The 14,868-nt window shown below is 67.6% G+C and carries 13 protein-coding genes; 11 read left to right on the forward strand and 2 right to left on the reverse strand.

Going from position 1 to position 14,868, the window contains the following annotated elements:
- Nucleotides 1-37: 37 nt before the first annotated feature.
- Nucleotides 38-1,405 (reverse strand): HNH endonuclease signature motif containing protein, encoded by a 1,368-nt coding sequence (locus G4H71_RS12495; protein WP_072737139.1) that lies wholly within the window; start codon nt 1,403-1,405, stop codon nt 38-40.
- Between the two features lie 301 nt (nt 1,406-1,706).
- Here G4H71_RS12495 and G4H71_RS12500 point away from each other — a divergent pair, with 301 nt between their 5' ends.
- The 3 genes from G4H71_RS12500 to G4H71_RS12510 all read left to right on the forward strand — a co-directional run bounded on the left by G4H71_RS12500 (nt 1,707) and on the right by G4H71_RS12510 (nt 4,995).
- Nucleotides 1,707-2,840 (forward strand): magnesium and cobalt transport protein CorA, encoded by a 1,134-nt coding sequence (locus G4H71_RS12500; protein WP_072737138.1) that lies wholly within the window; start codon nt 1,707-1,709, stop codon nt 2,838-2,840.
- An 83-nt stretch (nt 2,841-2,923) separates the two neighbouring features.
- Nucleotides 2,924-3,967 (forward strand): ATP-dependent DNA ligase, encoded by a 1,044-nt coding sequence (locus tag G4H71_RS12505; protein ID WP_072737280.1) that lies wholly within the window; start codon nt 2,924-2,926, stop codon nt 3,965-3,967.
- On the forward strand, nt 3,967-4,995 hold the full coding sequence (locus G4H71_RS12510) for a DNA polymerase domain-containing protein (RefSeq protein ID WP_072737137.1): 1,029 nt from the start codon (nt 3,967-3,969) through the stop codon (nt 4,993-4,995). Before G4H71_RS12505 ends, G4H71_RS12510 begins: the two co-directional genes overlap by 1 nt.
- 57 nt (nt 4,996-5,052) lie before the next feature.
- Here G4H71_RS12510 and G4H71_RS12515 read toward each other — a convergent pair whose 3' ends face one another.
- Entirely contained in the window at nt 5,053-5,622 is a 570-nt protein-coding gene (locus G4H71_RS12515; RefSeq protein ID WP_139183198.1) for a hypothetical protein, read from the reverse strand.
- Between the two features lie 189 nt (nt 5,623-5,811).
- Here G4H71_RS12515 and G4H71_RS12520 point away from each other — a divergent pair, with 189 nt between their 5' ends.
- The 8 genes from G4H71_RS12520 (at nt 5,812) to G4H71_RS12555 (ending at nt 14,807) form a co-directional block, all read left to right on the forward strand.
- Entirely contained in the window at nt 5,812-6,312 is a 501-nt protein-coding gene (locus G4H71_RS12520) for a DUF6764 family protein (protein ID WP_072737135.1), read from the forward strand.
- Nucleotides 6,313-6,432: 120 nt separating this feature from the next.
- Entirely contained in the window at nt 6,433-7,593 is a 1,161-nt protein-coding gene (locus tag G4H71_RS12525) for a serine hydrolase domain-containing protein (RefSeq protein WP_139183219.1), read from the forward strand.
- Nucleotides 7,594-7,665: 72 nt separating this feature from the next.
- Nucleotides 7,666-9,342 (forward strand): FAD-dependent oxidoreductase, encoded by a 1,677-nt coding sequence (locus tag G4H71_RS12530; RefSeq protein ID WP_072737278.1) that lies wholly within the window; start codon nt 7,666-7,668, stop codon nt 9,340-9,342.
- A gap of 186 nt (nt 9,343-9,528) precedes the next feature.
- Entirely contained in the window at nt 9,529-10,431 is a 903-nt protein-coding gene (locus tag G4H71_RS12535) for a L,D-transpeptidase (RefSeq protein WP_072737134.1), read from the forward strand.
- 119 nt (nt 10,432-10,550) lie between these two features.
- A complete protein-coding gene (locus G4H71_RS12540) occupies nt 10,551-11,462 on the forward strand; it encodes a carbohydrate ABC transporter permease (protein ID WP_072737133.1) in 912 nt (303 codons plus the stop codon).
- A complete protein-coding gene (locus G4H71_RS12545) occupies nt 11,459-12,349 on the forward strand; it encodes a carbohydrate ABC transporter permease (protein WP_072737132.1) in 891 nt (296 codons plus the stop codon). Before G4H71_RS12540 ends, G4H71_RS12545 begins: the two co-directional genes overlap by 4 nt.
- A gap of 95 nt (nt 12,350-12,444) precedes the next feature.
- Complete coding sequence (locus G4H71_RS12550; RefSeq protein WP_072737277.1) at nt 12,445-13,749, forward strand: ABC transporter substrate-binding protein; 1,305 nt, start codon at nt 12,445-12,447, stop codon at nt 13,747-13,749.
- Nucleotides 13,749-14,807, forward strand: a complete 1,059-nt coding sequence (locus tag G4H71_RS12555) for an ABC transporter ATP-binding protein (protein ID WP_072737131.1) — start codon at nt 13,749-13,751, stop codon at nt 14,805-14,807. Before G4H71_RS12550 ends, G4H71_RS12555 begins: the two co-directional genes overlap by 1 nt.
- The last annotated feature ends 61 nt before the right edge of the window (nt 14,808-14,868 follow it).

Consider the following 14,868-nt stretch of genomic DNA (forward strand, 5'->3'; position numbering starts at 1 on the left):
TCATGGTCCGGGAGTCGGGATCGTGACTCGGCCGCTCTCACGTGGCCGGCGCGCGTACCTTCGTCACGACCGGGGGCCTTTCCCGGGTGGGATGCCCCGTGTGGGTGCCCCGGCGACGGTGGAGTGTGGTGGTTCTGTTCCTGGTCGGTATCGGTTTTCGTGTCGGGTCGACGCTCGCCGGTGGGGTGAATACCGGGTGCCTGGTCTTGCCGATCGTCACGTCCCAGTCGGTGGTGTGGAGTAGTCGGTGGTGGGTGCCGCAGAGCAACACGAGGTTGTCGAGGTCGGTGGGTCCGCCGTCTGCCCAATGCGTGATGTGGTGGCCCTCGCACCAGGCGGCGGTAGCTCCGCAGCCCGGGAACGCGCAGCCACCGTCGCGGGCGGCGAGCGCTGTGCGTTGGGCCCTGGTGACGGTGCGGTGGGTGCGTCCCACACTCAGCGGTGCGCCGTGCTCGTCGAGGACGATTGCGGTGACGTTCGCATCGCAGCCGAGGAGGCGTGCGGTGTTGACCGTGAGTGGCCCCATCCACGGCGACCACGCGATACCCCGCACCTCGGCAAGACCAGCAGGATCGGCGGGGTGCGTGTCTGTGCTGTCGGCCGGCCGTGTTCTGCGGGCATACTCTTCCCGCCGGTCCTGGCCCAGGTCCCGCGCATGTACGTGTACCGACAGGTGCGGACGTTCCCCGCCCTCGACCCCCAGCTCGCCGAACGCGAGCAGCATCGACAACGACTGGGCGAGTCCGTCCGCGCGGCGTCGGGACGGCGTGCGCGGGTCACGTGTCCCGTCCGCTGCGAGCTGTGGGGCCGAGAATTTCGACAGGGCGGTCAGCAGCATCTCCCCGGTCACCGCGTCCACGTCACCACGAATCGCGACCCGACCATTCAACGTCTTCGACACGTACAGCTCGTTACGGTCGGTGTCCTCCGACGCGGGCTGGTCATCGGATTCGAAGATCGCCTCCAACTTCGCAACCGCCGTGCGCACTCCGTCGGTACGCGCCAACGGCCCGTCCGCCGCCGCCAGCAACGCCGCCACACACCCCGGCAACGCCTCCGCGGGCATCCCTTTCGGAGGCTTCGTGCAGAACCGGACAATCAGCAACGCATGCTCGAACGCGATCCGACCCGCATCGAACGCCTCCGCCACCGCGGGATGCTCCGCCAACCCGGCACCGAGTTCCACGATCCGCCCCGCCGCACCCGGCGACACCACCGTCACCGACGACAACCACCCCTTCGTCGACGCGAAACCATGATCCACCCGCGTACACCGGCGTTCCACCTCGGCGACCACAGCCACCCGCTGCGCCTCGAACGACGCGATTCGGGCACTCAACGCGACAGCGTCACACAACAACTCACGACTGGTCCGCTCCCGGAAACGATCCCCCTGATACCCCATACACGAACATTACCTCGAAAGAATGTTCGAAACAAGGGGCGGGAGAAGAGGGTTCTCCGTCGTGGGCAGACGCGAATCGCCTCGTCGCGCGACAGCGTGTGCGCGAGCGCGCTGCGAAGAGTATCGTGATCGTGGCTTCGCGGCAGGCCCATCCGGATAACTGGCAAGGACGACAGGGAGGTGTGGCTGCGTGAACAACAGTCGACCTCCGAGTATCGGCTGAAATCGGCGTTCCTACCCGGGTGCGCTGGTTTCACTTTCGTGTATCTGTCCAGAATCACACCCGAAAGTACTTGTCGCCATGCGTGAAAAGCGTCCACTCCGAGCATTGCTCCCACTCCGTTCGGCCGGTCTCACCGAACCGTACGACGATCACGCGACGCCTCGCAGGCCGCCGGTCTCGCCCGGGCCGATCGAGTCCACCGTCGTCAACAGCGCCGTCTATCGGGACGGGAAGCGCATCGCGAGCCCGGCGACGCTCGGGGAGGCGCTGTCGAGTGTCCCGGACAGCTCGTCGATGGCGTGGATCGGGCTGTACCGTCCGACTGATGATCAACTGTACTCCGCGGCAAAGGAGTTCGATCTTCACGAACTCGCAGTGGAGGATGCGATCTCGGCGCACCAGCGGCCCAAGCTCGAGCGCTACGGCGAGACGTTGTTCGTCGTGCTGCGGGCGGCCCGCTACAACGACGACACCGAGAGCGTCGAGTTCGGTGAGCTACACGTGTTCTGCGGCCCCACGTTCGTACTCACGGTGCGGCACAGTGAATCCCCCGATCTGTCCACCGTGCGGGACCGCATGGAAGGAGACCCGGATCTGCTGCGCCTGGGGCCCGAGGCGGTGTTGTACGCGATTCTCGACGCGGTGGTCGACGGTTACGCGCCGGTCGTCGCCGGCCTGCAGAACGACATCGACGAGATCGAGACCGAGGTGTTCTCCGGCGCTCCCGGCGTGTCCCGCCGCATCTACGAGTTGACGCGCGAGGTCATCGAGTTCCAGCGGGCGACACGGCCACTGCTGGGCATCCTGCAGGCGCTCTCGGCGGGCTTCGCCAAGTATCAGACCGACGAAGAGCTGCAGCGGTACCTGCGTGACGTGAACGACCACGCGACGATCATCGTCGAGCGGGCGGACGGCTTCCGTCAGCTGCTCGGCAACATCCTCACCGTCAACGCCACTCTCGTCTCGCAGGAGCAGAACGAGGAGATGCGCAACATGACCGAGGCGAGCTATGCGCAGAACGAGGAGATCAAGAAGGTCTCGGCCTGGGCGGCGATTCTGTTCGCTCCGACGCTGATCGGGACCGTCTACGGGATGAACTTCGACCTGATGCCGGAGCTGCACTGGGATCTCGGCTACCCGTTCGCGGTCGGGCTGATGGCCTTGATCTGTATCTGCCTGTACACGGTGTTCAAGCGTCGCGGCTGGCTGTAGAGCTGCCCGGCCGACGTCACGCGCCCGGACTTTCCGTCCGGGTTCCGTCGCCACGGCACCGTTTCGGTGCCAGGATGGACCTCGTGCACCTTCCCGTCATGCCACCCCTGCAGCCGATGCTGGCGAAGGCCGCCTCGGCCGTGCCGTCCCAGCCCGAAGGAGAGCCGGCGTGGTCCTACGAGCCGAAGTGGGACGGCTTCCGCACCATCGTCTTCCGTGACGGCGACGAGGTGGTGCTGGGCTCGCGCGGCGGGAAGGACCTGGCTCGGTATTTTCCCGAGATGGTGGATGCGGTCCGGCGCGAGCTCCCCTCCCGTTGCGTCGTCGACGGCGAGTTGGTGGTCCCCAGGGATCGCGACGGGCACGTCCGGCTCGACTGGGAGGCGCTGTCCGAACGCATCCACCCCGCGGACAGCCGGGTGCGCCTGCTGGCCGAGCAGACACCGTCCCAGTTCGTCGGGTTCGATCTGCTGGCGCTCGGGGACCGAGACCTCACCGCCGAGGTGTTCGAGGCACGTCGGGACGAACTCGTCGCGACGGTGGGCGGAGGGCCGAGCTGCCACGTGACCGCCGCGACCCGCGACGCGGCGATCGCGTCCGAGTGGTTCGAGACGTTCGAGGGCGCGGGGCTCGACGGTGTGATCGCGAAGAGGCTGGACGGCGTCTACGTGCCGGGCAAGAGGGACATGGTCAAGGTCAAGCACGCCCGGACGGCGGAGTGCGTCCTGGCCGGATACCGAGTGCACAAGAACGGACTCGGGGTCGGGTCCCTGCTGCTGGGACTCTATTCGGACGGAGAACTGGTCATGGTGGGTGGCGCCTCCGCGTTCACCGACGTCCGCAGGCGGGAACTGCTGGCCGAGTTGCAGCCGCTGCGCATGGGTGAGGACGTGGTCGCCGACGGCGAGGCGACCCGGTGGCGTTCGGGTGTGGACCGTAGCTGGGTGCCGCTGCGCCCCGAGCGGGTGCTCGAGGTCGCCTACGACCAGATGGAGGGGGCACGGTTCCGGCACGCCGCCCGGTTCCTGCGGTGGCGCCCGGACAAGCCGCCGCGCGACTGCACGTTCGACCAGCTCGAGGTGCCGGTTCGCTACGACCTCGCAGACGTCCTGGCAGGAGGGGCCTGATGGCAAGCCCGGCAGAGGAACTCGACGTCGACGGCATCGCGGTACGGTTGTCGAACCCGGATAAGGTCTACTACCCACGCCTGGGTGCGGACGGCGGCACGAAGCGCCATCTGGTCGAGTACTACCGCGCGGTCGCCACCGAGGGGGCACTGCTGCGCGCGCTGTACGACCGCCCCACCCACCTGCAGCGTTTTCCGGACGGTGTCGAGGGCGAGGAGATCTACCAGAAGCGTGTGCCGGCGAAGCGGCCCGATCACGTGGCGAGCTGCCAGGTCACCTTCCCCTCGGGACGGACCGCCGACGTACTGCGTGTGCGCGGCGCCGCCGACATCGTGTGGGCGGCCAATCTCGGGTCGATCACGTTCCACCCGTGGGCGGTCCGTTGTCCCGACGTCGACCACCCCGACGAGCTGCGGCTCGATCTGGATCCGCAGCCCGGAACCGACTTCGGTGACGCCCGGTCCCTCGCCCTCGACGTCGTGCGCCCCGTGTTGGACGAGCTCGGTCTGGTCGGCTTCCCGAAGACCTCCGGGGGCCGGGGGCTGCACGTGTACCTGCGGATCGAGCCGCGGTGGGACTTCGTGACGGTGCGCCGTGCCGGAATCGCGCTGGCCCGTGAGGTGGAGCGACGCAGCGCGGGCCGCGCCACGACGGCGTGGTGGAAGGAGGAGCGCGGCGAGCGCATCTTCCTCGACTACAACCAGAACAATCGGGACAAGACGATCGCCTCGGCCTATTCCGCGCGCAAGACTCCGATCGCGACGGTCTCGACACCGGTCACCTGGGACGAACTCGCCGACACCGATCCCGACGACTTCACCATCGCGACGGTGCCCGCACTGCTCGCGCGGCGGGGCGATCCGATGGCGGCGATGGACCGGCACGTGCACGGCCTGGACGATCTGCTCGAGCGGGCGGACCGCGATGCCGCGGCCGGGCTGGGCGACCTACCGTATCCACCGAACTACCCCAAGATGCCCGGTGAGCCGAAACGGGTGCAGCCCAGCCGGGACCGGGACCGGAAGTAGTCCGGTTCGGCGCCGTTCGGGAGTCGGCGCCGTTCGGGACTCGGCGCCGTTCGGGAGTCAGGGTTGTTCGATCAGGGTCATCAGGTCCGCGAGTACGGCGTCGGCCGAGGATTCCGACAGTGCGCCGGTGAGCACCACCTCGACCCGGGCGTCGGGAGTCTCCACGACCACGGTGCGGGTGGTCGCGGTGTCCCTCGAGTAGGCCACGGCGCGTGCCGCCTCGGTGGCGGGGGAACTGAGCAGCGTCGACGTGTGCGCGGCCCGTACGGCGTCCGGGGTGAATCCGGGGTTCGTGGCGGTACCCTCCACTCGGGCGCCGGTCCGGGCGGGATCGGTGCCGACGGTGCCCTCGGGCCCCCAGGCGCAGCGATACTCCTCGACGGAGACGTCCGCGTCGATCTCGACGAGGTCGCCGAGAAGGTCGGAGAGCACCCAGGCAACCTCCCCGCAGGAGCCGATCGGGCGGAGGAATCCGATCTGGTCCCTGGCGGTGACGGGGGCTGCGGCCGCCTCGGCGGTGGTTCGGGTGTCGGCCCGGTCGGTCCGGTCCGGGGTCGTCGCGCAGGCGCCCGCGACGAGGGCCGAAGACACCAGAACCACCGGGATCAGAGGGCGCAATGAGGTCACGGGGCGTGATCGTAGAGGAATCGGCCGCCGTACTTCTTCGTGATCAAGTACCGTATTTGCGTCCGAAACTTGTGATTTCTCCAGGATGTTCGCGTGAATGGGCTCGAAGCGCGGGGAGGTCCGTGCGGACAGCGTGAGGTCGCCGCTCGAGTGGCATTCCCTGTACCTTCGGACTCGGAGGTCACCACGATGGATCGCTCGACAGTCATTGCCGCAGGCACGGTTGCCACCGCTACCGTCGTCGGCTCCCTTCTTCTCGGGTCGGGTACCGCAACCGCGGCCCCCACCTGCGTCTCGCCGCCGGGCACCGATACCGCGGTGACAGACGGACGCGCGGCCTGCCGGGCGATCTCGGACGTGTCCGGCAACTCCCTGGCGATCGGTGCAGGCGGGGTCGGTTTCGCCGATGCCGCGACCCACGGGTCGGCTCTGGCGCTGGGATTCGACGGGGGCGTGGGCGCGGTCGAGGCGCGGCTCGGCGCCGGCGTGGCGATCGCCGTGGGAACGGACAGTGTCGCACTGACCTCGACGCCGGGGTGGGCGTTCGTCGTCAGTGGCCCCGGCGCCCAATCCTTCGCCGGGGACGACGAACAGGGCGTGTCGTGTGCCGGTGGGCTCGGTCTCGCGGTCAAGGTGCTTGCAGGCCAGGCATGTTTCCACGATGGCGTCTCCACCTGGACGCTCGGCTGAAACGGCATCCGGTGCACACAGGCGTTGTGTTGTAGGTCACAATGGGGCCAGTGGGTTCGAGCGGAGGTGGTTCTGGTGACGAGCAGTGTGCGGGCGTCGCAGGGGTCGGTGCCGACGGAGATGGTGGTGGACCAGCGGTTGCTGCCGCTCGCGGACCGCTTCTTCTCGATGTACCGCAATCCACAGCAGGGCGGCGGGGCCCTGGTCGTCTATGTGCGCGGCGAGAAGGTCCTCGACGTGTGGGCCGGCTGGGCGGATCGGGACCGTCGATGGTCCCGTGACACCGTCGCCCTGTCCTTCTCCACCGGCAAGGGTGTCGCGAGCACGGTGGTGCACCGTCTGGCTCAACGCGGCGTCATCGACTACGACCTGCCGTTGGCGCGGTACTGGCCGGAGTTCGCCGCGCACGGCAAGTCCGAGATCACTGTGCGGCAACTGCTCACGCACCGCGCGGGCCTGCATCGGGTCCGTGGGCTGCTGAGTGGACCGTTCGACATGCTCGACTACGACACCGTCATCGAGGCCCTCGCGAATGCCCGTCCGGATCCGAGGCGGTTGAACGGACCCGGATATCACGCTGTCACCTACGGCTGGCTGGTCGCCGAACTGGTCGCCCGGGCCACGGGCAAGCCGTTCCAGGATGTGGTCGCCGAGGAGATCGCCGGCCCCTTGGGGATCGACGAGTACTGGTACCGCGTCCCCGAAGGGCACCGGGGTCGCATCGCGAAACTGTTCCCGCACATCAACCCCGGTGGTTTGAACTGGCAGTTCACCAGCGCGATCCTCGCGCACGTGGCCCCCACCCGAGGCCTCGCCGAGGCGGCCATGCCGGACGGGTTCGACCTGCTCGTGCGGAGCCCGCGGGTGCACGACGCCGTCATGCCCGGATGGAACGGCGTGTTCAGCGCGGACGCCGTCGCCCGGATGTACGGGGCGATCGCGAACGGTGGTGAGATCGGCGGTCGCAGATTCCTCGACCCCGCCACCATCGAGGAGAGTACGAGGGTGCAGGCCCGCGGCCGCGACTACGTGCTGGCCGTCCGGCCGAACTGGTCTCTCGGCTATCACCGGCCGATTCTCGCCTCCCGGGTGCAACCGCAGAATGCGATCGGGCACTACGGCGTCGGCGGGTCCGGGGGGTTCGCGGACCTGGACACCGGCATGTCGCTCGGATTCGTCACCAACCGGCTGGGAAGTTCGCTGACGGCCCTCGGCGATCTCCGCCTGGCGCGGCTCGGGGCGATGGCGCAGACGCTCGCGCAAAACTGGAACACGTTATAGTCTGAGGCTGTTCCGAGACCTGAGGACGTTCCGAGGAATCGGGTCGCGCGAGTCGTGGATGAGGGAAGTGCCGTGACCTATGTGATTACGCAGCCTTGCTGCAACGACGCATCGTGCGTGGACGTGTGTCCCGTCAACTGCATCCATCCCACACCCGACGAGCCACAGTTCGCCACCACCGAGATGCTGTACATCGATCCCGACACCTGCATCGACTGCGGGGCGTGCGTCGAGGAGTGCCCCGTCGAGGCCATCGTCCCGGACAACGATCTGGTGCTGGACGACGAGCCCTACCTCGACATCAATCGCGACTGGTTCGTCGCCCATCCGACCGGTCCGGACTGGCCGGAACCGGTGACCACTCCGGCCGTGCCGAAGGATCGAGACGTGCTGCGAGTGGCCGTCGTGGGATCCGGCCCCGCAGCCTGCTACGCGACGATGGGACTGACGTCGACGTCGCGCGTCGAGGTCGACGTCTTCGATCGCCTGCCCACCCCCTACGGGTTGGTGCGGTCGGGGGTCGCTCCCGACCACCCGGGAACCAAGGGAGTCACCGAGCAGTTCCGCGCCGCGGTCGGCAAGCGCAGTGTGCGCTGCCATTTCAACGTCGAGGTGGGCCGCGACGTCACCCACGAGGAACTGCTGTCCCACCACCACGCCGTCCTCTACGCGGTCGGTGCGGCGGGCGACCGGGCACTGGGTGTTCCCGGCGAGGAACTGCCGGGCAGTCACGCCGCCACCGAATTCGTCGCCTGGTACAACGGCCACCCGGACTACGCGGATCGCACCTTCGACCTCTCGTCCGAACGCGTGGTGATCGTCGGCAACGGCAACGTCGCCCTCGACGTGGCCCGGATCCTGGTGAGCGATCCCGAGGAGTTGGCGAAGACCGACCTCGCGGACCACGCACTCGAGGCGTTGCGTCGGAGCAACGTGCGCGAAGTGGTGGTGCTCGGCAGGCGTGGTCCGGCGCAGGCGGCATTCACCAATCCGGAACTGCTCGCGCTCACCCAGATGGCCGGGGTGGACGTCGTGGTCGAATCCGACGAGGCGGAACTCGACCCCGCGAGCCGGGCGCTTCTCGACAGCGGCGACACGGAACCGTCGGTGCGGCTCAAGGTCGCCCAGATCGCCGGACTCGCCGCCCGCACTCCCGATCCGTCCCGGCGCCGCATCGTCCTGCGTTTCCTCGTGTCCCCCGTCGAGGTCCTCGGCGACACCGGCGTCGAGGGGGTGCGGGTGGTTCGCAACGCACTCGTCGCCGATGCCACGGGCCGTCTCGTCGCCGAGCCGTCGGAACAGACGTCGACGATCGAGACCGGACTGGTCCTGCGCTCGGTCGGATACCGGGGCACTCCCGTACCGGACGTGCCGTTCGACGGTGCCCGTGGGGTGATCCCCAACGAGAACGGCCGGGTGATCGACCCGGAAACCGGGCGCCCGCTTCCCGGTGTGTACGTCGCAGGCTGGATCAAACGCGGCCCCACCGGAGTCATCGGTACCAACCGCTACTGCTCCGCGGAGACGGTGTCGATGCTGGTCGACGACTACGTGGCCGGGCGGTTGCACGATCCGGCGGAACGCGACGCCTTCGAGACCCTGCTCGCCGAACGGGCGCCGGAGGCGATCGACTATCGCGGCTGGCAGTCGATCGACCGTGTGGAGCGCGACGAGGGCAAAGCCACCGGGCGTCCTCGGCGCAAGCTCGTGCGGATCGAGGACATGCTGGCGGCGGCGCACCGCGAATGAGCCCGGTGTGATCCCGTGGAGTGACGGAGGCCTCAGCCACACGGCTCCCGGGTGACGTAGTCTCTCGATGTCTTCTCGAGTGACGTAGTCTCTCGATGTCGAATGACAGCAGCCACTTCGGTGGCTACTCCGATCAGCGGCGCGAAGTCGGGCGCGCGGCACCAACGCGTCGAACGAAGGTTTGTCATGAGCAAGTTCGGGAGCCGCTTCGCGGTTCTTCTCGCCGGCGCGCTCGCATCCGGGCTGGTCCTCGCCGGACCGTCCGCTGCGGCGCCACTGTTCCCCGGGGGGCCCGAGATTCCGGGTCTGCCCGAGATACCCCTGCCGGAACTGCCCGGTGTTCCCGGGTTGCCCGGTGCCCCCGCGGAGCCGTCCGTCGGCCCGGCCAACTTCTCGGCCCCCGCGATCAGCCCCGCCTCGGGCGAGGTGGTGGGCGTCGCGCAGCCGATCGCACTCCGTTTCGACGAGCCGATCGGCGACCGGGGTATGGCCGAGCGTGCCATCGAGATCACGACGACGCCCGAGGTCGACGGCGCGTTCTACTGGATCAACGACAGCCAGGTGCGGTGGAAGCCGACCGAGTTCTGGCCCGCCCACACCCAGGTGACGGTGAACGCGGGCGGCTCGCATTCGGCATTCTCCATCGGTGACGCCGTGGTCTCGGTCGCGGACGACGCGACCAAGCAGATCACCGTCACGGTCAACGGCGAGGTCGTCAAGACGATGCCGACGTCGTTGGGCAAGCCCGGCTACGAGACCCCGAACGGCACCTACATCGTCGGTGAGAAGCGGCGGGACATGTACATGGACTCGTCGACGTACGGTGTCCCGGTTGACTCGCCCGAGGGCTACCGCACCTATGTCGAGTACGCGACCCGGATCTCCTACAGCGGGATCTTCGTGCACGCCGCACCGTGGTCGGTGAGCCAGCAGGGCTACAGCAACGTCAGCCACGGCTGCCTCAACGTCAGTACCGAGGACGGAAAGTGGTTCTTCGAGAACGTCGGGCGCGGTGACCCGGTGATCGTGCAGAACACCGCCGGCGGCGTGCTGAGCGGCTCCGACGGACTCGGCGACTGGAACCGCTGACACCCCCGGTCACCGACTGCATCCCGATCACCTCCTGATCGACGACTGCCCGCCCACTGTTCAGTGGGCGGGCAGTTCCGGTTCACCGGCTATTCGTCCGCGAAGGCCAGACTGCCGCAGTGAGATCGAGTCCCGAGCGTGTTCCACAGGTGCTCGGCCGACCGTGGCGTGACTACGTACTGTTCCTCGCTCTGGTCGGGCCGAACCTGGCTCTTCTGTTCCTGTTCACCTATCGCCCCCTGGTGGACAACATCCGGCTGTCCTTCTTCGACTGGAACATCGCCGATCCGGTGGCGACGTTCGTCGGGTTCGGCAACTACCGGGAATGGTGGGGGCGCAGCGACACCTGGCAGATCGTGTCGAACACCGTGCTGTTCACCGTCGCCACGGTGGCCGGGTCGATGGTTCTCGGGCTCGCGCTGGCCATGCTGCTCGACCGGAAGCTGTTCGGCAGGAACCTGGTCCGGTCCGCGATCTTCGCGCCCTTCGTGATCTCCGGTGCGGCCGTCGGAGTGGCGTTCCAGTTCGTCTTCGATCCGAACTTCGGGCTCGTCCAGGATCTGCTGCATCGCGTCGGACTCACCGTCCCGGACTTCTACCAGAGCCCCGGCTGGGCCTTGTTCATGGTCACGGTCACCTACATGTGGAAGAACCTCGGGTACACCTTCGTCATCTATCTCGCTGCACTGCAGGGGCTTCGGGCCGAGCTCTCGGAGGCCGCCGAGATCGACGGCGCCGGCCGGTGGTCGACCTTCCGGCACGTCGTGCTCCCGCAATTGCGGCCGACGACGTTCTTCCTGTCCATCACCGTGATGCTGAACTCCCTGCAGGTCTTCGACATCATCAACGTGATGACCCGTGGCGGGCCACTGGGAACCGGAACGACGACGATGGTCTACCAGGTCTACAACGAGACGTTCCGCAACTTCCGGGCCGGCTACGGCGCAACGGTCGCGACGATCATGTTCCTCGTCCTGCTGTCGATCACCGTGTATCAGGTACGCATCATGGATCGGGGTGATCACCGGTGACCGCGACTCTCCGGCGTCCGCAGACGGCAGCGGTGCCCGCCCAGGACGCCGGATCGGCGCAGCGCAGGAAGATCGCGGTGCGGATACTCGCCTACGTCGCGATGGTCCTCGCGCTCGCGGTGGTGGTGGTCCCGCTGTATTGGATAGTGATGACCTCGTTCAAGGAACGGTCCGACATCTACGTCCAGCCCGTCACCTGGTGGCCGGGCACGTTCCACCCCGAGAACTACCGGGAGGCGACGACGAGTGTCCCGTTCTGGATGTTCCTGCGGAACTCGGTGATCATCACGACGATTCTCGCGGCGATCAAGTTCGTGCTCGGCACTCTCAGTGCGTACGGGCTGGTGTTCCTCCGGTTCCCGGGCAAGAACCTGTTGTTCCTGACGATCATCGGCGCGCTGATGGTGTCCAACCAGATCACGGTCATCTCGAACTACGCACTGGTCGCGGAATGGGGCTGGCGGAACACGTTCCAAGGGATCATCGTCCCCCTCGCGGGGGTCGCGTTCGGCACCTTCCTGATGCGGAACCACTTCCTGTCGATACCGACGGAGGTCGTCGAGGCCGCGCGGATGGACGGTGCCGGCCACGGGCGCCTGCTGTGGCGGGTGGTGCTACCCATCTCGATCCCGACGATGGTGGCATTCGGGATCATCACCGTCGTCAACGAATGGAACGAGTACCTCTGGCCGTTCCTCATGTCCGACGACGCCTCGGTGGCCCCGCTGCCGATCGGACTGACCTTGCTGCAGAACAACGACGGCTTCACCAACTGGGGGCCGGTCATGGCCGGGACGGTGCTGGCGATGCTGCCGATCCTGGTGATCTTCCTGCTCCTGCAACGACACATGATCAAGGGCCTCACCTCCGGTGCGGTCAAAGGCTGAATGGCGGCCGCCGATCACTGTGATCGGCGGAGAACCTGACTTCGAAGGAGTCGACACCCGTGCGTTATCCCACGTTCCACCAGAATCCGTCCGTCATGAACCGCCGCAACTTCCTCGGCCTCGCCGGCGCGGTGGCCGCCGGAGCGGCCCTCACCGCCTGCGCGGGAACGGGGTCGAGTTCCGGAGAATCCGGCGATGCGAACACCATCACGTTCTGGTCGAACCACCCCGGCAAGTCCCAGGACGTCGAGCGTGAGTTGATCGCGCGGTTCGAGGCCCAGCACCCGGACCTCACCGTCGATCTCGTGACCGGAGGCAAGAACTACGAGGAAGTGTCGCAGAAGTTCAACGCCGCGCTGTCCGGGGGCGAGTTGCCGGACGTGATCGTGCTCTCCGATGTGTGGTGGTTCAATTACGCTCTCACCGGCGCCATCACACCACTCGACGGGCTGTTCGACGAGGTCGGTGTGGATTCCGGGGACTACGTCGATTCCCTGCTGGCGGACTACCTGTTCCAGGGCGAGCACTTCGCGCTCCCCTACGCGCGGTCGACGCCGCTGTTCTACTACAACCGACAGATCTGGGAACAGGCGGGACTTCCGGATCGCGGGCCCGCGACCTGGGCCGAGTTCGACGAGTGGGGCCCGGAACTGCAGCGAGTGGTGGGCGGAGGCAAGTTCGCCCACGGCTGGGGGAACGCGACGGACTATCTGGGCTGGACTTTCGAGGGACCGATCTGGACGTTCGGTGGAGGCTACTCCGATCAGTGGCGGCTCACGATGACCGACGACCGCACCGTGCAGGCCGGCGAGTTCCTCAAGTCCATGATCCACGAGAAGCGTTACGCCGCAGTTGCCAACGACATCGCCAACGACTTCTCCGCGGGCATTCTGGCATCCACCATCGCCTCGACGGGCGACCTGTCCGGCGTCACCGCCAATGCCGGTTTCGACTTCGGCACGGCCTTCCTGCCGACGTCGTCGTCCGGCGACCCCGGGTGCCCCACCGGTGGTGCGGGCCTGGCGATCCCCGCCCGGATCTCCGACGAGCGGAAGAAGAACGCCCTGACGTTCATCGACTTCGTCACGAACGGGGCGAACACCGCGTACTTCTCCCAGAGCGTCGGATACATGCCGGTGCGCAAGTCGGCCACCGAGGATCCGGAGATGAAGAGTTTCCTGGACGCCAACCCGAATGCCCGGACGGCCGTGGACCAGCTGGCGCACACGCGGTCCCAGGACTATGCGCGGGTGTTCGTCCCCGGCGGCGACCAGATCATCGGCACCGGCCTCGAACAGGTCGCGCTGCAGAACGCCGACGTGAGAAGCACCTTCGGCTCGGTGGCGGACCAGTTGCAGCAGATCATCGACCGCCAGATCTCACCCAAGCTGCCGCAGTGATGGCGGGCGTACACTTCTCGGGCGTCACCCACCGCTACCCCGGAGCGGACAAGCCTGCCGTCGACCTGCTCGATCTCGAGGTCGAGGACGGCGAGTTCCTGGTCCTCGTCGGGCCTTCCGGCTGCGGCAAGTCCACCAGCCTGCGGATGCTCGCCGGGCTCGAGGCCGTCGAGCGTGGCCGCATCCTCATCGGGGGACGGGACGTCACCCGGGTGCCACCGAGCGGCCGTGACGTGGCGATGGTCTTCCAGAACTACGCGCTGTATCCGAACATGACGGTGGCCGAGAACATGGGGTTCGCCCTGCGGAACGCGGGCGTGCCCAAGGCGGACCGCGCCCGGCAGGTCCTCGAGGCCGCCCGCATGCTCGAACTCGAGGAACTCCTCGACCGCAAGCCGGCGAAACTGTCCGGCGGGCAACGGCAACGGGTCGCGATGGGCCGGGCTATCGTCCGGCACCCGCAGGTCTTCTGCATGGACGAGCCACTGAGCAACCTCGACGCCAAGCTGCGCGTGAGTACCCGGGCCCAGATCGCGGCACTGCAACGTCGGCTCGGCACCACGACCGTGTACGTCACGCACGATCAGGTGGAGGCGATGACGATGGGTCATCGTGTCGCGGTCCTGCGGGACGGGGTACTGCAGCAGGTCGCCAGTCCTCGTGAGCTGTACGACGATCCGGTCAACACCTTCGTCGCGGGCTTCATCGGCTCACCGGGGATGAATCTCCTGGAGGCCCCGGTGGAGGACCGCAGGGCCGTCCTCGGCGACCTGAGGATTCCGGTGCCGGCCGGTGCGGAAGGCCGGGTCGTCGTGGGCGTTCGCCCCGAATCCTGGACGCTGGTCGGCGCCTGGCGCAAGGGCTCGCTCACCGCGAAGACGGAGATGGTCGAGGAACTCGGGGCCGAGTCGTTCGTGTACGTGGAGGGACCGACCGGCCGCATCGTGGTGCGGGTCGACCGGCACCGGCCGTTCGGACCGGGCGAGGAGCTGTACCTCCAGCCGCGGCCGGATCAGGTGTACTTCTTCTCGCCGACGACGGGGGAACGGTTGACCTGAGCGGGACCGTACGGCCCCGCTCAGCTCAACCGCTCACCGTCCGCGCCCGAACGCGAACGTC

It is taken from the genome of Rhodococcus triatomae, from assembly GCF_014217785.1.
Classification (GTDB): domain Bacteria; phylum Actinomycetota; class Actinomycetes; order Mycobacteriales; family Mycobacteriaceae; genus Rhodococcus_F; species Rhodococcus_F triatomae.